Below are 23,209 nucleotides of genomic sequence, written 5' to 3' on the forward strand. Positions count from 1 at the left end.
GCCGCGATAAAGCGTATTGATCATACTGATTTCTGTCGTACTACCTCTGAGTGCTGTGCCCCCCGATGATCGGAGACTCCCTCATGAAGCGCTCCTCTGTCCTCGTCGGCGCCGTCGTGGTGTCGGCGGCGCTCGCGTCCTGTTCGAGCGGTGGCTCGGCCGACGCCGGCACGGGCTCCGGCGACGACTCGGCCGCGATCCGGTTCGCGGTGGCCTCCGACCCCGGTGTGCTGAACCCGATCACGAACGCCACGGCGGACGGCCAGCAGCTCGCGCTGCTCGCGTACGAGTCGCTGGTCCGACTGCCCGCGGGCGCCGCGGCCGAGGGTCTGCTGGCCACCGACTGGCAGGTCACGCCGACCTCGGCCACCTTCACCCTCTCGCCGGACGCCACCTGCTCCAGCGGCGAGCCGCTCACCGCGAGCGACGTCAAGGCGACGTTCGACTACGCCGCCGACGCCGCGACCGGCTCGCCGTTCCTCGACGTCTACGTGCCCTCCGAGGGCATGACGGTGGCCGCGGACGACGCTTCCGGCGTGGTGACCTTCACGTTCGCCACCCCGCTCAGCTTCCCGCTGGAGACCGTCGGCCAGCTGCCGATCATCTGCGCCGACGGCCTCGCGGACCCCTCCACCCTCGACACCACCACCGCGGGCACCGGCCCGTACGTGCTCGACACCGCCGACAGCGGGCTGAGCTACACCTACACGCTGCGCGACGACTACGCCGAGTCCTCGACGGCGGGCATGCCCGCGACCCTGCAGGTCGAGGTGGTCGCCGACGACGCGACCGCCGCGAACATGCTCACCACCGGTGACCTGGAGCTGGCACTGATCGGCGGCACCGACCGCGACCGGCTCTCCGGGCAGGACCTCACCGCCGTGGACGTCTCGGCCGGTCCCGGGCGGATCTTCTTCAACCAGGCCCCGGGCCGCGCGACGAACGACCTCGCGGTGCGCGAGGCCATCGCCCAGGCGATCGACCGCGACGCCGTCGGCTCGGTCTCCACCGGCGGGCGCGGGCAGGCGATGACCTCGCTGATGTCGAACTCGTCGAGCGTCTGCGTGGGCGAGGACAACGGGGCGTCGATCCCGGCTCACGACCCGGACGCTGCCGAGGCCACCCTGGCCGATGCCGGGATCACGCTGAAGCTGCTCTACAACAGCGCGGGTGGCTCTGGCATCACCGCGGGCGTCGAGCTGATCCAGGAGGAGCTCGCTGCGGTGGGCGTCACGGTCGAGCTCACACCGTCCGCGTCGTACACCGACGTGATCTTCTCGGGCGGCGACTGGGACCTGGTGTGGGCCCCGATCAGCGCCGAGCTGCCGAGCATCTGGGCGGGCATCCTGTCCGGCGACTTCCCGCCGGACGGCGGCAACTGGACCTACAACGCCAACACCGCGTACCAGGCCGCCGTCGCCGAGGCGCAGCAGCTCTCCGGCGAGGACTCCTGCGGCGCCTGGTCCACCGCGGAGGCCGCGCTGTTCAGCAACGTCGACGTGCTGCCGCTCTGGGAGGACACCGAGACGTTCTTCGGCTCCGGCGTCGAGCTCGGCGTGAACAGCAACGGCCAGCTCCTGCCGACCACGCTGCGGGTGGGCTGAGTCGTGGCCGTCGCGCTCGCCGGGGGGTCCGTGCTCACCGAGGTGCCCGTGCCCGGCGCCGACCCCTCGGCGGGCGCGCGGTCCCGCTCCATCAGCCCTTGGTGGGGCTTCCTCGCCCGCCGGCTGGGCCGGGCTGTGGTCTCGATGCTCGTCGTCGTGACCCTGGCGTTCCTGGTGCTCCGGGTCGCCGGGGGAGACCCGGTGCGCAACGCGCTGGGCCCCACGGCCTCGCCGGACCTGGTCGCCGACCGTCGCGCCCAGCTCGGGCTGGACGACCCCCTGCCCGCGCAGTACCTGGACTACGTCGCCGGGCTGCTGCGCGGGGACCTCGGGGTCTCGCTCATCACCGGCCGCTCGGTGACGGACCTCGTCGCGACCCGGCTGCCGGCCACCCTCGAGCTCGCGGCGCTCGCCTTCGCGCTCGTTCTGCTGCTCGCGATCCCGATCGGGCTGCTCGTCGCTGTGCGCACCTACGGCGGCCGACGGCGCGGCACCGAGCTCGTGTTCACCGGGGTCACCGGGTTCCTCGCCTCGGTGCCGGACTACCTGCTCGGCGTCCTGCTCGTGGTGGTCGTCTCGGTGAACCTGCGGCTGCTGCCGGTGGCCGGCAACGGCACCGCCGCCGCGTACGTGCTGCCGGTGATCGCCCTCGCGCTGTCCTCCACCTGTGCCCTGGCCCGGATCGCGCGGGTCGAGGCGCTCGACGTGCTCGGCGAGGACTACGTGCGCACCGCTCGCTCCAAACGGCTCGGCGCCCCACGGATCTACCTGCGGCACGTGCTGCCGAACATGCTCACCGCCGTGCTCACCCTCGGCGGCAGCCTGCTCGCCACCCTGGTCACCGGCTCCGTGCTGGTCGAGCGGGTGTTCAACTGGCCCGGCATGGGCAACGCGTTCGTCACCGCGATCACCACGCGCGACTACGGCATCGTCCAGGGGCTCGCCCTGGTCTACGCCGCGATCGTGCTGGTGGTGAACCTGCTGGTGGACGTGGTCATCGCGCTGATCGACCGGCGCAGCACCCTGATCGAGACCTCATGAGCACCGCCACCGAGACGGCGCCTCCCGCCACCGACACGCCGCCCGCCGCCACCGCGCCGTCTGTGCGTGCCCGCTCGGGCGCGACCCGGTTCCTCACCTCGCCCATGGCCGTCGTCTCCCTGGTGCTGCTGGCGGCGTTCGTCGTCGTCGCGGTGGTCGGGCCGACCGTGTGGGGCGATGCGGCCTCCGCCACTCGCCCCGACGCGGTGCTGCTGCCGGCGAGCGGTGACCACTGGTTCGGCACCGACGCCCTCGGGCGCGACATCTTCGCCCGCGTGATGGTCGCGACCCGCCTGTCGCTCGTCATGGCGCTGAGCGCCACCGCCGCGGGTGCCGTCGCCGGGGTGCTGCTGGGCGGGCTCCCCGTGGCCTTCGGTGCACGGGTCCAGCGCGCCGCCTCGGCCGTGATCACCACGTGGCTGGCGTTCCCGGTGCTGCTGGTCGCGATGCTCGTGGTCATCCTGCTGGACGCCGGCACCGTCACCGCCGTGATCGCCCTGGCCGTGACCATGACGCCGTCGTTCGCCCGGCTCACCCAGACCCTCGCGGCCCGCGTCGGCGGCTCGGAGTACCTGGCGGCCGCACGGCTGCTCGGCATCTCGCGCACCCGCCAGCTCACCCGGTACGTGGTGCCGAACATCGCCGAACCGGTCATCGTCAACGTCACGCTGTCGATCGGCGGCGGGCTGCTCGCGCTGTCGTCGCTGAGCTTCCTCGGGGTCGGGGTGCAGCCGCCGGACTTCGACTGGGGGCGCCTGCTGTCCGACGGCTTCGACCAGGTCTACACGAGCTCCGCCGCGGCCCTCGGCCCGGGCGCCGTGATCATCCTGGCCGGCCTGACGTTCGGCATGCTCGGCGAGTCGATGGCGGCCCACCTGCGCGGAGGACGCACCCGGTCGGTCGGTCGCGGTGGTCCCGGTGCGCTGGCCGTGGCCCCGATGCCGGTCGCGCTAGCGGAGCCGGTCGTGGGTGCGCTGCTCGAGGTGCGCGGCCTGCGGGTCACCTTCCCGGGCCCCCACGGCCCGCGCGCGGTGGTCCGCGGCGTCGACCTCGTGCTCATGCCCGGCGAGATCGTCGGCGTCGTCGGGGAGTCCGGCAGCGGCAAGTCGGTCACGATGACCGCGATCGCCGGGCTGGCCGACCCGACCGCCCACGTGCACGCCGACCGGATGCTGCTGCGCGGCGAGGACCTGCTCGCCCTCTCGCCCCGGGACCGCTCGGCCGCGCTGCGCGCGATCGGCATGGTCTTCCAGGACTCGCTGACCGCCCTCAACCCCGCGCTGCGGGTCGGCACGCAGCTGGCCGAGGTGCCCCGGGCCGCCCGGGTGGCCGGCACCGCACGACCCTCGCGGCGCGCGGCGCACCAGACGGCGGTCGCGGCCCTCGGCGCGGTGCAGATCACCGATCCCGAGCGGCGCGCCCGGCAGTTCCCGCACGAGTTCTCCGGCGGCATGCGCCAGCGGGCGCTGATCGCCATGGCGCAGATGTCGGGGCCGCCGCTGCTGGTCGCGGACGAGCCCACCACCGCCCTCGACGTCACCGTGCAGCGTCAGGTGCTCACCCTGCTGCGTCGCCAGTGCGCGGAGAACGGGCAGACGGCGGTCGTCGTCTCGCACGACATCGCTGTGCTCGGCGAGCTGTGCGAGCGGCTCGTGGTGATGTACCAGGGCGAGGTGGTGGACGCGTTCCCCACCGCGGACCTGCGCACCCCCGAGCGGCTCGCGCACCCGTACTCGCGGGCGCTGGTCCGGGCGCTGCCGGACCTGTCGACCGACGTCACGCAACCGCTCGCGACCGTGGAGGCGCTGCTCGTCGCACCCGGGTCCGGACCCGAGGACCGACCCGAGGACCGACCCGAGGAAGAGGTGGCCTGAGGTGCGAGGTTCCGACGTCCTGGAGGTCAACGACCTCGTCGTCCGCTACGGCCACGGACCCCGCGCCGTGCACGCCGTCGACGGGGTCTCCCTCACCGTCCCGCGAGGTGGCGTGGTCGGCGTCGTCGGGGAGTCCGGCTCCGGCAAGTCCACGCTCGCCCGCGCGATCGTCGGGATGGCACCCGTGCACTCCGGCACCATCGCCGTCGACGACGAGGACATGACGCGCCGCAGCCGAGCGGGCGCGCGCACACGCGCGTCGATGGTCCAGATGGTCTTCCAGGACCCGTACTCCTCGCTCAACCCGCGCATGCGCGTCGGCGAGGCCATCGCCGAGGTGCTCGCGGTGCACTCCGACGTCCCCGCCTCCGCCCGCGCCGAGGGCGTGCGCGAGCTGCTCGAGCTGGTGCACCTCGACCCCGACGTCGCCCGGCAGCACCCCCGGCAGATCTCCGGCGGCATGCGCCAGCGCGTCGCGATCGCCCGGGTGCTGGCCGTCCGGCCCCGCCTGATCGTCGCCGACGAGATCACCAGCGCGCTGGACGCCTCCGTGCAGGGCGTCGTGCTCAACCTCCTGCGCGAGCTGCAGACCGAGCTCGGGCTGTCGATGCTGTTCATCAGCCACAACCTCGCGGCCGTCCGGTACATGGCGCAGGAGGTCGTCGTCATGCACCGGGGCAAGGTCGTCGAGCACGGGCTCACGCAGCAGGTGGTCGGGACACCGCAGCACCCGTACACGCAGGGACTGATCTCGGCCCTGCCGCGGATCGAGGACGCGGGGCGGGACGTGCTGCTGGGGTCGGCGTCGCGGTAGGGGCGGGTGAGCTGGGCGAGGGTGAGCAGGTAGACGCGCTGTGATGTGATCGGCGCATGGCGATCCTGCACCGGGCGACGTTGACGCCGACGAAGACCGAGCTCATGGCGGCGTGGCTGCCCACCCAGGAGTGGTGCGGCGGCGCCGGGGGAGCCCTCACGCCTCTCGGTGCGTACCGCTTCGACGACCCTGCCGGGGAGGTCGGGATCGAGTCGCACGTCGTCGAGCTCGGCGGCCGGACGTTCCATGTGCCGTTGACCTACCGCGGGCAGCCGCTCGACGGGGCCGAGCGCTGGCTCGTCGGCACCATGGAGCACTCGGTGCTCGGCACGCGATGGGTGTACGACGCGCCCGGCGACCCGGTGTACCGCGCCGAGCTGGTGCGCGTGATCTGCGAGGCGGGCACCCAGGTCGAGATGTTCGTCGACACGCCCGAGGGGCCGCAGCGCCGCGAGCCGACGATGCAGGTGCGTGGTAGCGGCGGTGCCGTGCCCGACGAACCCCAGGTCGTCGTGGTGCGTGAGCCCGGCGCGGGGGAGCGGCCCGCCTCGGCCCTGACGCTCGCCGGCACATGGCCCGGCCGGTCGACCGAGACCGTGCTGGCCTCCCTGCTCTGAGCGCGTCGGTGGCTCAGGCCGATCAGCTGTCGCGGGGGTCTTGTGCTCGCCCCAGTCCTGGATGTGGGCTGCCGGGGATACGGGCGGCGGCTGCGGCGACGGTTGCCAGGTCGTCGTTCGAGAAGCCGGCGCGGCTCAGCACGGCCAGGGACTTGTTCGTCGCCAGCGTGCACAGCGCCAGCTCTGACGCCTCCTGACCATCGGCCCCCGCAGCCAGCAGTGCCTGCTCCAGCATCGATCGCAGACCGCCGATCATGGCGCGGACCATCGCCTGGCTCTCGGCGTCGAGGGCCGGGAGTTGCGTGGCCGACACTGTGAGCAGGCAGCCGTCCGGGACCGCCGGGTCGGCGATGCGGTTGAGGGTGACCTGCAGGTAGGCGGCCACGACGGCGCTCGGGCTCGGGTGCGGGCCGGACAGTGCCTGGTCGTACAGCGGGTGGTAGGTCTGTGCGTAGCGTTGCAGGCTCTTCCGAAAGAGGGCGCTCTTGTCGCCGAAGGTGCCGTAGAGCGAGCTCCGGCCCAGGCCGGTGCCCTCGGTCAGGCGGTCGATCGAGGCCTCCGAGTAGCCCCAGCGCCAGAAGACGTGCATCGCGCGGCGCAGCGCCTCGTCCACGTCGAACTGCTTGCGACCCGCCATGGTCGGTCACCCTACACATCTTGCACCGATCGTTTCAACATGAGTAGGGTCGCCGCCATGACAAGTTGCACCGATCGTTCCATGATGACCGCGGCCGACGACACGACGAGCTTGAGCTCGCTGCGCCTGCCCGACGGGTTCACCGACGTCTTCACGAGCCGACTCGTGGAGCTGGACGGGTTGCGGTTGCACGCGGTCACCGGAGGGGACGGCCCACCGCTGCTGCTGATCGGCGGCTGGCCGCAGACCTGGTACGCCTGGCGCGAGGTGATGCCCGCGCTCGCCCGCGAGCACTCCGTCGTCGCCGTCGACCCGCGCGGGGCCGGGCTGTCCGACAAGCCCGACGACGGCTACGACGCCGGCACGATGGCCGCCGATCTGGTCGCCCTGATGGCCGCGCTCGGGCACGACAGGTTCGACGTGGTCGGCCACGACATCGGCATGTGGACCGGGTACGCCCTCGCTGCCGATCACCCTGAGCGGGTGGGCAGGCTCGCCGTCGTCGACGCGATCATCCCCGGCCTCACGCCGACCCCGTCGGTCTTCGGTCCCGCCGCGGTCAACCAGCGGCTCTGGCACTTCGGCTTCAACCGGCTCACCGACCTCAACGAGGAGCTGGTCCGGGGGCGGGAGCGGCTCTTCTTCGGCTACCAGTTCGCCCAGAAGGCAGCCACCCCGGACGCGATCCCCGCGTACGCGGTCGACGCCTACGTCGAGGCGATCGTCGCGGATCCTCGCGGGCTGCGGGCGAGCTTCGCGTACTACCGGGCGCTGGACGAGACGATCGCGCAGAACGAGCAGCGCAAGAAGACCCGGCTGACGTTGCCGGTGCTCGCCATCGGCGGCGCGCGGTACAGCGGCGCGCTGGTCGCCGAGACGATGCGGCTGGCGGCCGATGACGTCACCGGGGTGGTCCTCGACGACTGCGGGCACTACGTGGCCGAGGAGCAACCGGCGCGGTTCACCGAGGTCCTGGAGGACTTCCTCGGTGGCAGACCCTGCAGCAGGGTCTGACGTCAGAGCCAGTGCGTGCGCTTGAAGACGGTCCAGAGCCCGACGCTCATGCCCGCGGCCCCAGGACCGGCGCGCCTTCGCCTGCCAGCGCTCAGGCCTGGTCGTGGGTGACGAGGGCGAGCAGGAACGTCAGGTAGGCGCCGAGCCCTGCCCAGCCGAAGGCACGGGGGAGCCATCGAGGTCCCCGCCCCCAGGCCGTCAGGCCCAGCGCGCAGGCGAGCAGCACCCAGGTGGCGGTGTGCCCGTGGTCGAGGATCGCGCCGGACAGGCCGGTCGCTCGCGCGTCGACTCCGTCACCGACGGTCGCGAACAGGACGGCGATCGCGCTCGCACCGAGCGCTCCGGCCGCTGCGAGGGGGCGGTGGCGACCCGGGCCGGGCTCGGGGGCGCTCGTCATCGGGGCCTCCGTGGGGGTGGTCGTCGCGGGCGTCATCGGTCAGTGGTCGAGTGTGCCGCACGCGGCGTGCTCGCGCCCGGGTCGCGACCGTCCCCCGAAGACGGTCGGTCGTGGGGCGTGCGCCGGTAGGCTCACCGAGGATCCCGCGGCTGACGAGTGCGCCGCGGCGGCTGCCACCGTCTTGGGCAGCAGGTCCTCGGCCGCACGGTGCTGCGGCAGCCACCTTCCCCTGCGGTCGATGCCGAGGACACCCATGCACCCACAGACCACGCTTCCTGGACCCGGCACGCTCTGGGTCTTCCCCGGCCAGAGCAGCCAGGCCGTCGGGATGGGCCGGGAGGCGGTCCGGCGGTCCCCACGGGCCGCCGCGTTCGTCACCGAGGCCGGCGACGCGATCGGTCAGGACCTGCGCGCCCTGTGCTGGGACGCCGACATCGCCGAGCTCACGCGCACCGAGAACGTCCAACCCGCGCTGACCGCGGTCGCGCTGGCGACCTGGATCGCGCTCGACGAGCTGGGTCTGGCCCGGCGCGGCGATGCCGACCTGTTCGCCGGGCACAGCCTCGGTGCGCTGGCCGCGGCGGCCGCGGCCGGGTACCTGGACCTCGTCGACGCCGTGCGCCTGGCGCTCGAACGTGGGCGGATCATGGCGTCGGCGCCCACCGGCGGCAGCATGCTGGAGGTCCGGACGGCCCACGAGAACGACCCCGCGGCGCAGCTCGCGCACGGCACGACGCTGGCCGACCGCTTCGGGCTCGACCTGGCCGCGGTCAACGGGCCCACCGAGATCGCGCTGGCCGGTGCGGCGTCGCGCATCGAGAGCGCCGCGCGTGAGCTCGGCGAGGCCGCGCGGGCCGTGCCGGTCAGCAACGCGTTCCACTCGCGCTTCATGACACCCGTGGTGCCGCGGTGGGTGGCCGCGCTCGACGCGGTCGGGCTCCGGCAGGGGTCCGCACGGCACGTGGGCTGCGCCACGGCGCAGGTCAGCGGCACGGCCGACGGTGTCCGCGACGACCTGGTCCTGGCGGTCGACGGTCCGGTGCGCTGGCTGGACGTGCTGGACCTGACGCGCGAGGTGCCGTCGGTCGCGGTCGTCGGGCCGAGCCGGGTGATGCGCCGTCTGCTCCAGCCGTGCCTGGGTGCGCGTCCGCTGCGGGTGTACGACGAGCACGCGTGGTCCGGGCCCGACGCCTGAGCGCTCGCGGCTCGACGCCGGCACGGCCGGCGCCGGCTTCCGGACGAAGACCACCCGTGGGGTCGCATCGGAGCGCGCGACCCCACGGGTGGTCAGTCGGTCAGGGCACTCAGAACGTCCACTGCTGGTTGGCGGTGCCTGCGCAGTCCCAGATCTGCAGCTTCTGGCCGTCGTGCACGGGCACGCCGTCCACCGCGTCCAGGCACTTGCCCGACTGCGGGTTCTTCAGGGCCTTCGTCGAGGCGTCATAGGTCCACTCCTGGGCCTTGGTGCCGTTGCAGCCCCACAGCTGCACCGCGGTGCCGTTGGTGGTGCCGCTGCTCGTCACGTCCAGGCACCGGCCGAGCGCGGTGAGCGTGCCGTCCGAGCCGCGCGTCCACTGCTGGGCCTTGTTGCCGTTGCAGGTGGCGAGCTGGACGCGGTTGCCGTCGTAGGCCAGCCCCCACGGCACGTCCATGCAGAGCGAGGCGCCCGACCGGACGGTCCCGGTGCCTGTCGGCAGGGCGCCCGTCCCGCCCGAGCCCGAGCCCGAGTTCGAGCCGTTGTCGTAGACACGGACGTAGTCGACCTTCATCTGCTGCGGCAGCTGGGTGGTGGAGTCGGGGTTCCCGGGCCACGACCCGCCGACGGCGACGTTGAGGATCAGGAAGTAGGCCTTGTCGAACACCCAGGTGTTCGAGCCGACACTCGCCCGCGTGACCTGGTGGTACTGGACGCCGTCGACGGACCAGGTGATGCTGCCCGGCGACCAGTCGACCGCGAACGTGTGATAGGTGTCCGCGAAGGACCAGCCCTGCGGGTGGTTGTACAGCGCGGTGATGCCGTTGCCGCCGGAGTACCCGGGGCCGTGGACCGTGCCGTGCACGGTGGCCGGCTCGTAGCCGACGTTCTCCATGATGTCGATCTCGCCCGTGGTCGGCCAGGACGTCGCCGGGAAGTCGCCGCCGAGCATCCAGAACGCCGGCCAGATGCCCTGGCCGCGAGGGATCTGGATGCTCGCCTCGATGCGGCCGTACTGCACCTCGAACTTGTCGTTCGTCTGCAGGCGGGCCGAGGTGTACGACCCGTCGGACTCCTGACGGGCGGTGATGACGAGGTTGCCCGCGCCGTCCACGGCCGAGTTCGACCGCGACGTGGTGTACGTCTGCAGCTCGGAGTTGCCCCAGCCGCCGGCTCCCGTGTCGTACCCCCACACGGACGCGTCAGGCGCGGTGCCCGCCGCGCCGTTGAACTCCTGCGACCAGATCAGGTCACCGGTGTCGGTGGCCAGCGGGGCCGCGGCGGTCGGCGCGGCGACGGCGGGTGCCGTACCGACGAGCCCGACCACCCCCAACGCCACCGTCGCCGCTGCCACGGCGGCGATCGCCGAGCCGAACCTCTGTCGACCTCCGGGACGGGTGTGCTGGTTCGCTGGGTGCATGGGCATGCCTCCTTCGACGGTCCGGGGGAGGACCGTTCGTGCCTGCCGTCCCCGCGCCGCACTGTGGTGCGCAGCGGCCTCGGGGGCGGGCCGGACCTTCGACAGGACCGGACCCGGGCGACCGTAGTACCGGACATAACGGACAGACAACCCCTTCGTGACAGCGCGCGCCCTGGTCCGGGCGTCGCGGGCCGTCCTCCCGGCGCCTCAGCGGGTCGCCGTGCTGAACCCCGTCCGGGTCATCTCGCCCCAGCCCGAGCTCGTGCCGTTCAGCGCCCGCCACAGGCCGACCGTGCGCCACCACGAGTGCAGCGGGCGGTACCAGAACGGCTCCAGGACGGCCGCCGCGACCAGCGCGAGCGTGTCCCGCCCGCGCGGGTACCGGGCGAACGTGGCCTCCTCGACGAGCAGGGCCGCGAGCGAGACCGCCACCGACAGCAGGACCGAGACCATCAGGTAGACCGCGAAGACCGCGGGGGTCAGCACGCCCGTCAGCACACCGGAGACGACCACCACCAGACCGAGGAGCTCGAACGCGGGGCCGAGCAGCTCGAACGTCAGGAAGTACGGCATCGTCACCGCGCCGAGCGCGCCGTAGCGGGGCCGCAGCAGCATGTGGCGGTACTTGCCGAGCAGCTCGCCCAGGCCCTGCGACCAGCGGTTGCGCTGACGGCCCAGCACCGCGACCCGCGAGGGGACCTCGGTCCAGCACACGGGTTCGGGCACGAACACCACCCGGTACGGCTCGCCGCGGTCGCGCATGAGGCGGTGCACCGCCACCACCAGGTCGGCGTCCTCCGCGAGCGACCCCGGGTCCAGACCCCCGACCTCGAGGACCGCGTCGCGACGGAACAGGCCGAACGCGCCCGAGATGATCATCAGGCCGTTCACCGCCGACCAGCCGGAGCGCCCGACCAGGAAGGCGCGCAGGTACTCGAGCACCTGGGTGCGCTCGAGCCAGCCCTTCGGCACCTGCACCGACGTGATGCGGCCGTGGTCGACGAGCGCACCGTTCGACGGCAGCACCACGCCGCCTGCGGCGACCACCCGCGGGTCGTCGACGAACGGCTGCACCACGTGCAGCAGCGCCTCCGGCTCGAGCACCGAGTCCGCGTCGATCATGCAGACCAACGGGTGGGTGCTGCGGCGCAGCGCGGCGTTCACGGCGTCGGAACGGCGGCCCACCGACTCCTTGCGGATCAGGACGAGCTCGGGGTGCCGCCGCGAGCGGTAGGTGCCCAGCGTGCGGCCCTCCTGCGGCACGTCGGCGGTCTCCGGCACCGGCTGCTCGACCAGGTCGAACGTGCGGATGAGGAGGTCGGCGGTCCCGTCGGTCGAGCCGTCGTCGACGACGACCACCTCGAGCGTCGGGTAGCGCAGCCCGAGCAGGGCCGTGACTGCCGGGACGATGCCGGCCTCCTCGTCGTGCGCGGGCACGAGCACCGAGACGCCGGGGGTCAGCGGGTTCGCGAACGTCAGGTCGTGCGCCAACGTGTCGGGCCACGCCGTCTCCGCGACCACGGCCACCGCGGCGCGCGCGACCAGCAGACCCAGGAGCAGGTTGTAGGCCACGTAGTAGACGATCAGCACGAGTGCGACGACCTCGGCGATCCCGGCGAGCACGTCGGTCACGGTGAGCACGTCGGTCACGGTGGTCATGCCCGAGCCCCCGGCGGCTCGGCCCCCACCGACACGAGAGCCCGCGCCAGCGACGCCTGCTCGGCGGACCCCGCCGGGACCGTGCCGCGTGCACGCAGCAGGACACCCGCGCTGCGCGGGTCCCCGATGCGGCCCAGCGCCTCGATCGCCTGGGCGCGCAGGCGGGCGTCGGGCGAGGTGACGAGCTGCTCGATCTCCGGTCGGGCGTCGACCAGCCCGAGCCGACCGCAGATCGTGATCGCCATGCCGACCAGGGCGGCGTCGGTCGAGGTCCACACCGTGCGCAGCGCGGACGCGTCCGGCGGTGCCGCGCGCACGATCGCCATGGCTGCGGCGCTCGCCGGCACGGGACGCCGTCGTGATCCCGCCGCCGCGACGAGCGCGGGCACGGCAGCGCGGGAACCGGAGTCGCCGAGCGCACGCACCGCGCACAGGCGCACGCGCGGGTGCCGGTCGCGCAGCATCGCCACCACGGGCTCGGGTTCCTGGCCCGACGTCGAGGCCAGGTACAGCTCGACGGCGCGCGCACGCCGCGGGGCCCACCGGGCCCGCATCGCCCGCAGGGCCCCGTCCCGGAAGCCGTGCTCCGTCAGCCACGCCGCGAGCCTGTCGCGGTCGGCACCCCGCACCTTGTGCACGAGCTCCGAGGCGGTCAACGCGACGGACCGGGCGGTGCGCCGGCTCGGCGGCAAGGGCACGTGCCGGCCGTCCAGCACGTCGATCAGCAGCGGCATCGCCTGGGCACGCCGGCCCGCCTCGGCCCGCCGATGCGCACCCGTCACCCAGCGCACCAGGACCAGGGCGACGAGCAGCAGGGCGACCGCCGCCGCGCACACCAGGAGCAGCCAGGTCGCGAGCGTGCCGACGGCTGCGGTCATGCGGTGCCCGGACCGCCGACGCGGGCGAGCAGGGCGTTCGCACGCAGGACCAGCTCGCGCGGCGAGAACGGCTTGAGCAGGAACTCGTCCGCCCCGACCGCGAAGGCCCGCTCGAGATCGGCCTCCTGAGCCTTGGCCGTGAGCATCAGCACGCGGGTACCGGCGAGCTCGGGGTCGTCGCGGATCGCCTGGCACACCTCCAGGCCGCTCATCCGGGGCATCATCCAGTCGAGCACGACGAGCGAGGGCCTCAGCTGCCGCACGGCCGCCAGCCCCGCCTGGCCGTCGTGCTCGACGACGACGTCGTGCCCGTCGGACCGGAGCTTGTGCGCCACCAGGGTGGCGATGTCACCGTCGTCCTCGACGACTACCACCTGGGCCACCGGCTCCTCCTCGCTCGACCTGCCGGTCGTCCGTGCGTATGCAGCCCGACCTGCCGATCGCCCATGCAGGTGCGGTGCGGGCCGGGGCCGGGAAGACTCCAGCCGGAACCGCTCGACGGTCCTGCACGTCTTCGTCCTTGGTCTACCAGTCGGGGGGATGGGTGTCGCGGTCAGCCCGGGTGTCGGCGCTGCTTCGGGTGGCGTCCGTCCGGTATGCGGCATATCTGGCACTGGTGTTCGTCCTGGGTGTGGTCGCGGTCGACATGGGCACCGGTGGGCTGCACGTGGCGCCGTGGTGGCCCGCCGCCGGAGTGGGTGTCCTGGCGATGCTCGCCGTGCCCCGACGGTGGGCGGCCCCGGCCGCGGCCGGGGTGTGGGCGGTCACGGCTGCGGCCAACCTCGTCGGTGGTCGTCCTCTCGGCCTGGCGCTCGCCTTCGGTGCGGCCAACACGGCCGAGGTTCTCGTCGTGGCGGGTCTGCTGACCCGTGGTGGACGGCGACCGCGGCTGCAGGGGGTGCGTGACGCGACCGCCCTGCTGCTGGCCGCCGCGGCGGGATCCGCCGTGGCGGGTGTGCTCGCCGGGGGTGCGGTCGCCGTGCTCGCCGGCGGCGCGTTCGTGGCGACGGCGGTGACTGTCGCGGCCAGCCACGGCTCGGCGCTGCTGACGGTCGTCCCGATCGCGCTCGGTGACGACCGCCGGGTGCCGGGCGGTACGCGGCTGCTGCGGGTGGCCCAGCCGGTGGCGTTGCTGCTCGTGGTGCTCGCGGTGTTCTGGCCCCAGCACCACCTGCCGCTGACGTTCCTGCCGATGCCGTTCCTGGTGTGGGGTGTCTTCCAGCTCTCGCCGCGGCGGGCCGCCGTGCAGGTGCTCGTGCTGGCCGTCCTGGTCACGACGTTGACGGCGGCCGGCGGTGGCCCGTTCGCGGCGGAGGGCCTGTGGACGGACCTGCAACGGGTCGCGGTCGTCCAGGTGTTCCTGGTGACCTCCGCGGCGTCGGTGGTGCTGCTCGCGGCGGCACGCTGCGAGCAGCTGCTGCTCGGTGAGCAGCTGGCCGAGCGCGAGCAGCTGCTACGCGGCGGGATCCTCGACGCCCAGGTCGGGCTGGTCGTCCTCCACGAGGACGCGCAGGGGCGGACGTGGATCGTGCAGAGCAACGCCAAGGCGGCCGAGCTGTTGGCACCCGCGGTGCCGCTGGTCGACCTCGGGCGGCGGGTCGACGGGGTCGGCGGGGCTGACGGGGCCGACGGGGCCAGCGGGTCGACCGACGACCGGGCGGGGCCCGACCGCGGCGCGCGACGGCCACGGACCCGGGTCCCTCTGCAGGCAGAGCCAGGCTCGCCGGCGGCGGCATTCGTGCGGCTCGTGGAGGGCAGTGCCGGTGCGCCGGGCGGCGAGGTGCGGGCCGAGCTCGCGTTGGGCGTCGACGGTGCGCGCGACGTCGAGCTGATCGTGACCCGCAGCGGGCGACCTGCCGGCGGGTCGCTCCTGACCGTGCAGGCGGTCGACGTGACCGCGCGGCGCAGGGCCGAGCGGGCCGCGCGGCACGCGCTGCAGGACGAGCGTCGGGCGGCCGAGGAGCTGCGCGCGCTCGACCAGCAGCGCGCGGACTTCGTGTCGGCCGTCAGCCACGAGCTGCGGACCCCGATCACGAACATCGTCGGCTTCACGGAGGTGCTGCGTGACGACGGCGACCTCACCGACTCCCAGCGCGAGCAGCTGGACGTCGTGGGGCGCAACGCGCGCAGGCTCGGCGTGCTCGTGGAGAACCTGCTCGCGCTCGGCTCGTCGCGGGTGCGCCCGTCGGGATCGGTCGGCACCGTGCAGGCCCGACCGGTGTGCGCTGCGGTGGTCGAGGAGCTGGCCCCGCTGGCGCGGCGCAGCGGGGTGGACCTGCGGCTGCAGGACGGGTCGGACGTCGCGGTGGTCTTCGACCGCGGGGACCTGCGTCGGGTCCTGGCCAACCTGGTGCGCAACGCGGTGCAGTTCAGCCCGCCCGGCGGGCAGGTGAGCGTCGGGCTGACCGCCGACGAGGAGGACGGCGACCCCGTGTGCCGGCTGACGGTCGTCGACTCCGGTCCGGGCATCCCCGCCGACGAGCTCGAGCACGTGTTCGACCGGTTCTCCCGGGGCAGGCAGGCGGAACGTGACGCCGCGCCGGGGGTCGGCCTGGGGCTGGCGCTGGTCCGGGACCTGGTCCGTCGCAACCACGCCTCGGTGGTCCTGCGCTCCGGCGGAGAGACGGGGACGACGGCGGTCGTGACCGGGCTGCGACCGGTCGTCAGCGACGATCGAGGGGGCCCCGCCGCCTGACCTGGACGACGACGTCCTCGAGCCGACCCGTGGCGCCGTCGGGTGTGGCTGCGTCGCGCTCGACGGTCGTGGCCGCGACGACCTCCCACTCCTCGGGGTCGAGTCGGAGCAGGTCGACGGTCTCCGACGCGGTGTGGAACACCACGTCGGGGCGTGGCTCGGGCGCCCAGTCCGGGAAAGCGCCATGGCTGACCAGGAGCAGCGTCCCCCCGGGGGCCACCGAGCCGGTGGCGCTTCGCAGCAGCGGGCTGCGGTCGCGGCGCAGCGAGGAGTGCAGGAACTGGGCCGAGACGAGGTCGAACTGGCCGGCGGGGAACGTGCGCGCCAGGTCGTGCCGCTCCCAGATGATCCGGTCGGCGACACCGGCGTCCGCCGCGTGCCGGCGCCCGCGCTCGAGGGCGGTGGCGGACACGTCGACCGCCGTGACCTGCCAGCCGTGGTCGGCGAGCCACACCGCGTCGGCTCCCTCGCCGCACCCGAGGTCGAGCGCCGAGCCGGGGTGCAGGTCGGCGACCCGGTCGGCGAGGGTGACGTTGACCCGCCCGCTCCAGTGCCGGTCGCTCGCGCGGTAGAAGGCCTCCCAGTGCTCGGCCTCGCTGACGGCCCCGTCGCGCCCCTCGCCGTCGCTCGAGCCCGCGGCCGAGCCGGGGGTGTCGTTCGTTGTGAGGGCGGGGGACGCGGCCCCGTGCGTGTGGGTCATGGCTCCACCCTGCGGCCATGTTCGCGGATCAGCAAGTAGTGTTGCGGGAACGGCAAAGAACGGAGGCGAGCGATGCCTGAGGACGATCTGGCGTCGGTGCTGGACGCCGTCGCCCCCCGGCTACGCGCGCTGCGCCGCCGCCGCGGGCTCACGCTCGCCGAGGTGGCGGAGGCCACGGGCATCTCGGTGAGCACGCTGTCGCGGTTGGAGTCCGGCGGTCGCAAGCCCGCGCTCGACCTGCTCCTGCCGCTCGCGCGGCACTACCGCGTCCCGCTCGACGACCTTGTCGGTGCACCGGCCACGGGAGACCCACGGATCCATCCGCGTCCGGTCCGGCGGCACGGGCACGTCATCATCCCGCTGAGCCGCGAGGGCGCCGATCCGCAGGCGTTCAAACAGGTCCTGCCGGGCCGCGACCCGCGCGACCCGACGGACCGCCCCCGGCAGCGCACGCACGAGGGCAGCGACTGGATGTACGTGCTGCACGGCAGGGTGCTGCTGCTCCTCGGCGACGAGGAGGTGGTGCTCGAGGCCGGTGAGGCGGCCGAGTTCGACACCCGCACGCCGCACGCGTTCCTGAGTGCGGGACCCGAGGTGGCCGAGGTCCTCGGGCTGTTCAGCAAGGACGGGCAGCAGGTGCACGTCCGCGGCTGAGGTGCCGGAGGGTGGGCACGGAGATGCCTGCTGGTTACGGTGGCCCGCATGAGCACGATGGAGCAGGACCCGGGCGAGCTGGTGTGCCGCACGGGTGAGCCGTGCGTGGGCATCGAGCTGCTCGAGCCGCGTGACGTGCCGCTCGGCGGCCCGCGTGCGATGGCGGTGCGGCGCACGCTCCCGCAGCGCGGGCGCAGCCTCATCGGCGCCTGGTGCTTCCTCGACCACTACGGACCCGACGACGTCACCGGCCGCGGCATGCAGGTGCCCCGGCACCCGCACACCGGGCTGGCGACCGTCAGCTGGCTGTTCAGCGGCGAGATCGAGCACCGGGACTCCACCGGTGCGCACGCGTGGGTGCGGCCGGGCGAGGTGAACCTCATGACGGCCGGACGCGGCATCTCGCACCAGGAGTTCTCCACGCCCGGCACGCGGCTGCTGCACGGCGTCCAGCTGTGGCTCGCGCTGCCCGATGCGACGCGGCACGTCGCACCCTCGTTCGAGCACCACCGCCCGGAGCCGGTCGTCGGTGACGGGTACCGGCTGCAGGTGTTCCTCGGCTCGGCGGCGGGGTCGACCTCGCCCGTCCGGACGCACTCGCCGGTCGTCGCCGCACAGGTCGACCTGACCGCCGGGGCGCAGCTCGAGCTGGCGGTCGACCCGCGGTTCGAGCACGGCCTGCTGCTCGATGCGGGGGGGCTGACGGTCGACGGTCACGCGGTGCCCGTCGACCATCTCGCGTACGTGCCCACCGGCCACGATCGCATCCGGCTGCAGGCGGGAGACGGGCCGGTGCGCGCCCTGCTGATCGGCGGCGAGCCGCTCGGTGAGCAGATCGTCATGTGGTGGAACTTCGTCGGGCGAAGCCACGAGGAGGTCGTCGCGTACCGCGCGGCCTGGCAGGCGGAGATCGGCGCCGAGCCCGCGCCGATCGGGTCGCAGGAGCAGGCGCCCCGGTTCGGGCCCTTCGCCGAGGGCACGCCGCCGCCGCTGCCGGCGCCCGTGCTGCCCGCGCTGCGGATGCGTCCGCGAGGGTGAACGGCGTGGACGACCTGTCATCCGACCCTGCTGCGCCGAGGAGATCACCCGTGGGACCCGTCCAGGACGTCGTCGTGCACCACGCGCCTGACCGTCGCCGCTACGAGCTCGTGGCACCGGCCGCCGACGCCGAGGTCGGTGCTGCGGCGAGGCAGGTCGTCGGCTTCACCGAGTACCGGGCGTACGAGGGCGGTGCGGGCCCGGCCCGGGTGTTCTTCCACACCGAGGTCGATGTCGCGTTCGACGGGCGCGGGCTCGCATCGCTGCTCGTGACGGCCGCGCTGGAGGACACCGTGGCCTCGGGCCTGCGGATCGTGCCGGTGTGCCCGTACGTCACGGCCTTCCTGCGTCGGCACCACGAGTACGACGCGCACCTCGACCCCGTGACACCGGAGCACCTCGCCGTGCTGCCCTGACGCCCTTCTGGTCCGGTCGGTCCACAAAACCGCGAGTTGTAGACCGTTCGGTCCACAACCGGGCGGCGCTCGTCCGAGCGATCGATGATCGCCCGAGGTCCCAGAGGCGTGCCGCTAGCGTGGTCGCCGTGACCCCACCTGCCGGCCCGGACGAGACGCGCGTCGACCCGGACGACCCGACCTGGGTGCGCAACCCCCCGAGCCCGGAGCAGCGCCGGGCGGACGCGCTCGGCGCCGGCGCGTTGTTCGTCGGCGCGCTGCTCAGTCACGTACTGGGTCGCACGGCAGGGATGTACGACGTGCCCGCGAGCGGTGCCGTCTCGCTCGCCTGGCTCGCTGCCGCCACGCTCCCGCTGGCCTGGCGCCGTCGCTGGCCCAGCCTCGTCCTCGTGCTGGTCAGCTCGGCATTCGTGGGTGCGGTCACGATGCAGGTGCCGGAGACGCTCTTCCTCAACATCGTGCTCTTCACCGCTCTGTACAGCGTCGGGGCGTGGGAACGTACGCGACGCCGCGCGGCGGTCGTGCGGGCGCTCGTCGTCGCCGGGATGCTGCTGTGGCTCGTCGTCTCGCTCTTCCAGGCCAGCACCGACCCCGACGTCCTCGAGCAGTTCGACGACGTCGGCGCGTTCTCGCCGCTCGTCGCCTACATGCTCATCCAGCTGCTGACGAACGTCCTCTACTTCTCCGGTGCCTGGTGGTTCGGCGACCACGCCTGGTCGGCCGCACGGGACCGCGCGCGCATGCGCCGCCGCACACGCGAGCTGCAGGCCGAGCGGGTGCGCGTCGAGGCGCAGGCCGTGACCATCGAACGGCTCCGGCTCGCCCGCGAGCTGCACGACGCCGTCGCGCACCACGTCTCGGTCATGGGCGTGCAGGCAGCCGCCGCGCGCATGCTCCTGGACAGCGAGACCGGCACGCAGCAGGTCGCTGCCGCACTCGAGCAGATCGAGGACTCGGCGCGCGACGCCATCGACGAGCTGCACGGCCTGGTCGGCACGCTGCGCGAGCACGAAGGTGCCGAGGATGCCGACGGCACCGCAGGTCCGGGCGAACCCGTGGGCTCGCTGGCCGTGACCCGGCTGCCCGAGCTCGTCGCCGAGGTCGCCGGCAGCGGGCTGACCGCGACCTTCCGGGTGGTGGGCGACCCGGCGCCGCTGCCGCCCGTGGTCTCGCTCAACCTGTACCGGATCGCGCAGGAGGCCCTCACGAACGTGCGCAAGCACGCCGGTGCGGACGCGACCGCCGACGTGCGGCTGCGCTACCTCCTGGACGCCGTCGAGCTCGAGGTCGCCGACGACGGGAACGGCCTGCGTCGCACCGCTCTGGCCGTGCTGCCACGGCGCCCCGGTGACGGACGCGTGCCGGTCGGCGGTGGCTTCGGCATCGTCGGCATGCACGAGCGGATGGCTGCCGACGGGGGCACCCTCACCACCGGTCCGCGCCGGTCGGGAGGGTTCGTCGTCCGGGCCCACGTCCCCCTGCGCCGGAGCTCGACGGGCACCGCGGGCGCTGAGGGCACCGTGGGCCCTGTGGGCACCGTGGGCCCTGTGGGCCCTGTGGGCACTGCGACCAGCCCTGTCCCGCAGGTCGCCCCGTACCCCGCCGAGACCCTGCAGGAGACCCCCGATGCCTGAGCCCGTGCGCGTGCTGCTCGTCGACGACCAGGCGCTCGTGCGCGCGGGCTTCGCGACGATCCTGGCGGCCCACCCCGACGTGAGCGTCGTCGGCGAGGCCGCCACCGGGGCGGATGCCGTCAGCGAGGCCCGCCGCCTGCGCCCCGACGTGGTCTGCATGGACGTGCAGATGCCGGACATGGATGGGCTGGAAGCCACCCGGCGGATCGTCGCGGACCCCGAGGTCACCGCCGGGATCCTCATCCTCACCACGTTCCACCGCGACGACTACCTCGTCGAGGCGCTCCGGGCCGGGGCCATGGGGTTCCTGCTGAAGAACTCCCGGCCTGCCCAGCTGGTCGACGCGGTGCGGTCGGTGGCCGCGGGGGACGCGCTGCTGGCGCCTGAGGTCACGCGCGCGGTGATCGAACGCGCGCTCGTCGCGGGGCCGTCGTCGGCTCGTGGCGCTCGGGTGGGGCGCGCCCCGGGTGGTGCGCCCGACGCGGGCACGGCGTCCGCGGCGGTCGCGAGCCTGACCGAGCGTGAGCTCGAGGTGCTCGGCCTCGTCGCGCGGGGCCTGTCCAACGACGAGATCGCGGCCGAGCTGGTCCTGGGTCGCGCCACGGTCAAGACGCACGTGTCGAACGTGCTCATGAAGCTCGCCCTGCGCGACCGTGTGCAGGCCGTGGTGTTCGCCCACGAGCACGGTGTGATCACCCACCCCTGAGCCGGTCAGCGCCCGCCTTCGACCGGCCGCCCGTCCCGGCGCTCGGCCTGCAGGGGGAGGCGAGGATCCGCCCCGAGCCTGAGGCGCGCGCACCGTCACGGTCCGTACCGTGGCGCGTGCCGGCGGCTCGAACCGTCGGATCATCCACCGACGGAGGGCATCCCATGCTGCGGCTCGACGGGATCACACGCGCGTTCGACGGGCGCCGCGTGCTCGACGACGTCTCGTTCCAGGTGGCCTCGGGCCGGCTCACCGGGTTCGTCGGCGGCAACGGCGCCGGCAAGACGACGACGATGCGGATCGTGCTGGGCGTCCTGGCCGCCGACGCCGGGACGGTGACGCTCGACGGCCACGAGCTCGGCGCGGGCCAGCGCCGCGACTTCGGCTACATGCCCGAGGAACGTGGCCTCTACCCGAAGATGAAGGTCGCCGAGCAGCTGACCTACCTGGCCCGGCTGCACGGCTACGAGCGGCGCACGGCCGACGCGCGGGTCCGTGACCTGCTCGGACGCCTCGGTCTCGAGGCGCGTGCGGACGACCCGCTCGAGTCGTTGTCGTTGGGCAACCAGCAGCGGGCGCAGATCGCCGCGGCACTCGTGCACGAACCTCGCGTGCTGGTGCTCGACGAGCCCTTCTCCGGCCTCGACCCGCTCGCCGTCGACGTCGTGCTCGGGGTTCTGGCCGAGCATGCCGCGACCGGGGCGCCCGTGCTGTTCTCGTCCCACCAGCTCGACCTCGTCGAGCGGCTGTGCGACGACCTCGTCATCATCGCGGGCGGACGCATCCGGGCGACCGGGTCGCGCGGTGAGCTGCAGGCCGCGCACGGGTCGACCCGTTACGAGCTGTCAGGGGCGGACGACGTCGGCTGGGTGCGGACCGTTCCCGGCGTGGACGTCGTGGAGTTCGACGGCGGCTCGGTGCTCTTCGGGTCCACGCCCGAGGTCGCGCAGGAGGTGCTCCGGGCGGCGCTGGCCCGCGGCCCGGTCGAGGCGTTCGGCCCGGTGCGACCGAGCCTGGGCGAGATCTTCCGCGAGGTCGTCGTCGACGTCCCCGCACCGCGACCCGCCGTGGAGGTGGCCCGATGAGCACGTCCCGACCCGCCAGCCCGTCCGCCGCGCGGGCGACCCTGCTCGTCGCCGAGCGTGAGGTCCTCGCGCAGCTGCGCACGAAGTCGTTCCTCGTCTCGACCGCGGTTCTGCTGCTCGTGGTGCTCGCCGGCATCGTCGTCAGCGCGGTGATGGGCGGCTCCGACGACGGCACGAAGGTCGCCGTCGTCGAGGCCACGCGCACCGTGGTGGCCGAGGCCGACGGGCTGGAGCCGGTGCTGGTCGACGACGCCGACGCGGCCCGGGCGCTCGTCGAGCAGGAGGAGGTCGAGGCTGCCGTGCTGCCGGGAGACGGGCCGACGGGGGTCAGCCTGGTCGCGCTCGACACCGCACCCACCGATGTCGTCGCCGCGCTGTCCGTGCAGCCGCAGGTCGAGCTGCTGCAGCCGGCCGACCTGAGCGAGGGTCTGCGGTTCGTGGTCGCGCTCGCCTTCGGCCTGGTCTTCATGATGTCGGCCGTCGGCTCGGGCAACACGATCGCGCAGAACACCGTGCAGGAGAAGCAGTCCCGCATCGTGGAGATCCTGCTCTCGGCGGTGCCAGCGCGGGCGCTGCTGGCGGGCAAGGTGCTCGGCAACTCCGTGGTGGCCGTCGGTCAGACCGCCGCGATCGCCGCGGTGTCGGTGATCGGTCTGGTCGTCACCGGGCAGGACGACCTGCTGCAGGTGCTCGGGGCGCCCATCGTGTGGTTCGTGGTGTTCTTCCTCGTCGGGTTCGTGCTGCTGGCCTCGATGTTCGCCGCCAGCGCGTCCCTCGTCGCGCGGCTGGAGGACGTCGGCCCGGTGCTGCAGCCCGTGCTGTGGCTGGTGATGGTGCCGTACTTCCTCGTGGTGTTCTTCAACGACAACCCGACCGTGATGACGGTGATGTCGTACGTGCCGTTCAGTGCCCCGGTCGGCATGCCCGTGCGGCTGTTCTTCGGCGAGGCGCTGTGGTGGGAGCCGCTGGTGTCGCTCGTCGTGCTGGTCGCCTCGACCGGGCTGGTCATCGCACTGGCCGCCCGCATCTACACCGGATCCTTGCTGCGGACAGGGTCGCGTGTGTCGGTGCGCTCGGCGTTGCGGGACGCACGCGGCTGACGGCCACGTCCCGCGGCGCCGGGTGCGTGCG

Annotated in this window: 22 protein-coding genes; 15 read left to right on the plus strand and 7 right to left on the minus strand. The window is 73.5% G+C overall.

Features of this window, described 5'->3' with window-relative positions; translation table 11 throughout:
- Positions 1-83 precede the first annotated feature (83 nt).
- The 5 genes from BKA22_RS14130 to BKA22_RS14150 are packed head-to-tail and all read left to right on the plus strand — an operon-like array spanning position 84 to position 5,950.
- Positions 84-1,604 carry an ABC transporter substrate-binding protein gene (locus tag BKA22_RS14130; protein WP_179561791.1) on the plus strand — a complete coding sequence of 507 codons (1,521 nt, stop codon included), beginning with the start codon at positions 84-86 and terminating at the stop codon, positions 1,602-1,604.
- A 3-nt stretch (positions 1,605-1,607) separates the two neighbouring features.
- Entirely contained in the window at positions 1,608-2,645 is a 1,038-nt protein-coding gene (locus BKA22_RS20395) for an ABC transporter permease (protein WP_218866665.1), read from the plus strand.
- Positions 2,642-4,519: a dipeptide/oligopeptide/nickel ABC transporter permease/ATP-binding protein gene (locus BKA22_RS14140; protein WP_146953013.1), complete on the plus strand. Its 1,878-nt coding sequence runs from the start codon at positions 2,642-2,644 to the stop codon at positions 4,517-4,519. Before BKA22_RS20395 ends, BKA22_RS14140 begins: the two co-directional genes overlap by 4 nt.
- A gap of 1 nt (position 4,520) precedes the next feature.
- The gene (locus tag BKA22_RS14145; RefSeq protein ID WP_146953012.1) at positions 4,521-5,333 is read left to right on the plus strand and encodes an ABC transporter ATP-binding protein; all 813 of its coding nucleotides are present in this window, start codon (positions 4,521-4,523) and stop codon (positions 5,331-5,333) included.
- A gap of 56 nt (positions 5,334-5,389) precedes the next feature.
- The gene (locus tag BKA22_RS14150) at positions 5,390-5,950 is read left to right on the plus strand and encodes a CG0192-related protein (RefSeq protein WP_146953011.1); all 561 of its coding nucleotides are present in this window, start codon (positions 5,390-5,392) and stop codon (positions 5,948-5,950) included.
- A gap of 22 nt (positions 5,951-5,972) precedes the next feature.
- Here BKA22_RS14150 and BKA22_RS14155 read toward each other — a convergent pair whose 3' ends face one another.
- Positions 5,973-6,587, minus strand: coding sequence for a TetR/AcrR family transcriptional regulator (locus tag BKA22_RS14155; RefSeq protein ID WP_179561792.1), 615 nt, complete (start codon positions 6,585-6,587; stop codon positions 5,973-5,975).
- A gap of 84 nt (positions 6,588-6,671) precedes the next feature.
- Between BKA22_RS14155 and BKA22_RS14160 the strand changes: the two genes are divergently transcribed.
- Positions 6,672-7,601, plus strand: a complete 930-nt coding sequence (locus tag BKA22_RS14160; RefSeq protein WP_218866667.1) for an alpha/beta fold hydrolase — start codon at positions 6,672-6,674, stop codon at positions 7,599-7,601.
- A gap of 91 nt (positions 7,602-7,692) precedes the next feature.
- Here the strand turns inward: BKA22_RS14160 and BKA22_RS14165 are convergent, their stop codons facing one another.
- Positions 7,693-7,998 carry a hypothetical protein gene (locus BKA22_RS14165; protein ID WP_146953010.1) on the minus strand — a complete coding sequence of 102 codons (306 nt, stop codon included), beginning with the start codon at positions 7,996-7,998 and terminating at the stop codon, positions 7,693-7,695.
- A 253-nt stretch (positions 7,999-8,251) separates the two neighbouring features.
- On the opposite strand from BKA22_RS14165, the gene BKA22_RS14170 reads away from it, so the two are divergent.
- On the plus strand, positions 8,252-9,193 hold the full coding sequence (locus BKA22_RS14170; protein ID WP_179561793.1) for an ACP S-malonyltransferase: 942 nt from the start codon (positions 8,252-8,254) through the stop codon (positions 9,191-9,193).
- Between the two features lie 109 nt (positions 9,194-9,302).
- Here the strand turns inward: BKA22_RS14170 and BKA22_RS14175 are convergent, their stop codons facing one another.
- The 4 genes from BKA22_RS14175 to BKA22_RS20400 form a co-directional block, all read right to left on the minus strand.
- Positions 9,303-10,619 carry a family 16 glycosylhydrolase gene (locus tag BKA22_RS14175; RefSeq protein ID WP_223203579.1) on the minus strand — a complete coding sequence of 439 codons (1,317 nt, stop codon included), beginning with the start codon at positions 10,617-10,619 and terminating at the stop codon, positions 9,303-9,305.
- A gap of 201 nt (positions 10,620-10,820) precedes the next feature.
- Positions 10,821-12,272, minus strand: a complete 1,452-nt coding sequence (locus BKA22_RS14180; protein WP_146953008.1) for a glycosyltransferase family 2 protein — start codon at positions 12,270-12,272, stop codon at positions 10,821-10,823.
- Entirely contained in the window at positions 12,269-13,150 is an 882-nt protein-coding gene (locus BKA22_RS14185; protein ID WP_146953007.1) for a HEAT repeat domain-containing protein, read from the minus strand. Before BKA22_RS14185 ends, BKA22_RS14180 begins: the two co-directional genes overlap by 4 nt.
- Positions 13,147-13,533, minus strand: coding sequence for a response regulator transcription factor (locus BKA22_RS20400; protein WP_146953006.1), 387 nt, complete (start codon positions 13,531-13,533; stop codon positions 13,147-13,149). Before BKA22_RS20400 ends, BKA22_RS14185 begins: the two co-directional genes overlap by 4 nt.
- 233 nt (positions 13,534-13,766) lie before the next feature.
- Here BKA22_RS20400 and BKA22_RS14195 point away from each other — a divergent pair, with 233 nt between their 5' ends.
- Positions 13,767-15,845, plus strand: a complete 2,079-nt coding sequence (locus tag BKA22_RS14195) for a sensor histidine kinase (protein WP_179561794.1) — start codon at positions 13,767-13,769, stop codon at positions 15,843-15,845.
- Here the strand turns inward: BKA22_RS14195 and BKA22_RS14200 are convergent.
- Positions 15,814-16,545 (minus strand): class I SAM-dependent methyltransferase, encoded by a 732-nt coding sequence (locus tag BKA22_RS14200; RefSeq protein WP_146953004.1) that lies wholly within the window; start codon positions 16,543-16,545, stop codon positions 15,814-15,816. The two genes, BKA22_RS14195 and BKA22_RS14200, sit on opposite strands and share 32 nt — an antisense overlap.
- 72 nt (positions 16,546-16,617) lie before the next feature.
- Between BKA22_RS14200 and BKA22_RS14205 the strand changes: the two genes are divergently transcribed.
- The 7 genes from BKA22_RS14205 (at position 16,618) to BKA22_RS14235 (ending at position 23,178) form a co-directional block, all read left to right on the plus strand.
- Positions 16,618-17,199 carry an XRE family transcriptional regulator gene (locus BKA22_RS14205; protein WP_146953003.1) on the plus strand — a complete coding sequence of 194 codons (582 nt, stop codon included), beginning with the start codon at positions 16,618-16,620 and terminating at the stop codon, positions 17,197-17,199.
- Positions 17,200-17,247: 48 nt separating this feature from the next.
- Complete coding sequence (locus tag BKA22_RS14210; protein ID WP_146953002.1) at positions 17,248-18,237, plus strand: pirin family protein; 990 nt, start codon at positions 17,248-17,250, stop codon at positions 18,235-18,237.
- A gap of 50 nt (positions 18,238-18,287) precedes the next feature.
- A complete protein-coding gene (locus tag BKA22_RS14215) occupies positions 18,288-18,653 on the plus strand; it encodes a GNAT family N-acetyltransferase (protein ID WP_146953001.1) in 366 nt (121 codons plus the stop codon).
- 128 nt (positions 18,654-18,781) lie between these two features.
- Complete coding sequence (locus BKA22_RS20405) at positions 18,782-20,287, plus strand: sensor histidine kinase (protein ID WP_223203578.1); 1,506 nt, start codon at positions 18,782-18,784, stop codon at positions 20,285-20,287.
- A complete protein-coding gene (locus BKA22_RS14225; RefSeq protein WP_146952999.1) occupies positions 20,280-20,993 on the plus strand; it encodes a response regulator in 714 nt (237 codons plus the stop codon). The genes BKA22_RS20405 and BKA22_RS14225 overlap by 8 nt, the downstream gene beginning before the upstream one ends.
- Positions 20,994-21,157: 164 nt before the next feature.
- On the plus strand, positions 21,158-22,078 hold the full coding sequence (locus BKA22_RS14230) for an ABC transporter ATP-binding protein (protein WP_146952998.1): 921 nt from the start codon (positions 21,158-21,160) through the stop codon (positions 22,076-22,078).
- Entirely contained in the window at positions 22,075-23,178 is a 1,104-nt protein-coding gene (locus BKA22_RS14235; RefSeq protein WP_146952997.1) for an ABC transporter permease, read from the plus strand. Before BKA22_RS14230 ends, BKA22_RS14235 begins: the two co-directional genes overlap by 4 nt.
- Positions 23,179-23,209: the final 31 nt, after the last annotated feature.

Source organism: Cellulomonas soli, from assembly GCF_013409305.1.
Lineage (GTDB): Bacteria > Actinomycetota > Actinomycetes > Actinomycetales > Cellulomonadaceae > Cellulomonas > Cellulomonas soli.

Bases quoted from the DNA above. Each gene is read 5' to 3' on its own strand.
- BKA22_RS14225 (WP_146952999.1), top strand. From the start codon at position 20,280: ATGCCTGAGCCCGTGCGCGTGCTGCTCGTCGACGACCAGGCGCTCGTG.
- BKA22_RS14165 (WP_146953010.1), bottom strand. From the start codon at position 7,998: ATGACGAGCGCCCCCGAGCCCGGCCCGGGTCGCCACCGCCCCCTCGCA.
- BKA22_RS14230 (WP_146952998.1), top strand. From the start codon at position 21,158: ATGCTGCGGCTCGACGGGATCACACGCGCGTTCGACGGGCGCCGCGTG.
- BKA22_RS14150 (WP_146953011.1), top strand. From the start codon at position 5,390: ATGGCGATCCTGCACCGGGCGACGTTGACGCCGACGAAGACCGAGCTC.
- BKA22_RS14130 (WP_179561791.1), top strand. From the start codon at position 84: ATGAAGCGCTCCTCTGTCCTCGTCGGCGCCGTCGTGGTGTCGGCGGCG.
- BKA22_RS14140 (WP_146953013.1), top strand. From the start codon at position 2,642: ATGAGCACCGCCACCGAGACGGCGCCTCCCGCCACCGACACGCCGCCC.
- BKA22_RS14185 (WP_146953007.1), bottom strand. From the start codon at position 13,150: ATGACCGCAGCCGTCGGCACGCTCGCGACCTGGCTGCTCCTGGTGTGC.
- BKA22_RS14175 (WP_223203579.1), bottom strand. From the start codon at position 10,619: ATGCCCATGCACCCAGCGAACCAGCACACCCGTCCCGGAGGTCGACAG.
- BKA22_RS14200 (WP_146953004.1), bottom strand. From the start codon at position 16,545: ATGACCCACACGCACGGGGCCGCGTCCCCCGCCCTCACAACGAACGAC.
- BKA22_RS14235 (WP_146952997.1), top strand. From the start codon at position 22,075: ATGAGCACGTCCCGACCCGCCAGCCCGTCCGCCGCGCGGGCGACCCTG.
- BKA22_RS14180 (WP_146953008.1), bottom strand. From the start codon at position 12,272: ATGACCACCGTGACCGACGTGCTCACCGTGACCGACGTGCTCGCCGGG.
- BKA22_RS14160 (WP_218866667.1), top strand. From the start codon at position 6,672: ATGACCGCGGCCGACGACACGACGAGCTTGAGCTCGCTGCGCCTGCCC.
- BKA22_RS14170 (WP_179561793.1), top strand. From the start codon at position 8,252: ATGCACCCACAGACCACGCTTCCTGGACCCGGCACGCTCTGGGTCTTC.
- BKA22_RS14205 (WP_146953003.1), top strand. From the start codon at position 16,618: ATGCCTGAGGACGATCTGGCGTCGGTGCTGGACGCCGTCGCCCCCCGG.
- BKA22_RS14155 (WP_179561792.1), bottom strand. From the start codon at position 6,587: ATGGCGGGTCGCAAGCAGTTCGACGTGGACGAGGCGCTGCGCCGCGCG.
- BKA22_RS14210 (WP_146953002.1), top strand. From the start codon at position 17,248: ATGAGCACGATGGAGCAGGACCCGGGCGAGCTGGTGTGCCGCACGGGT.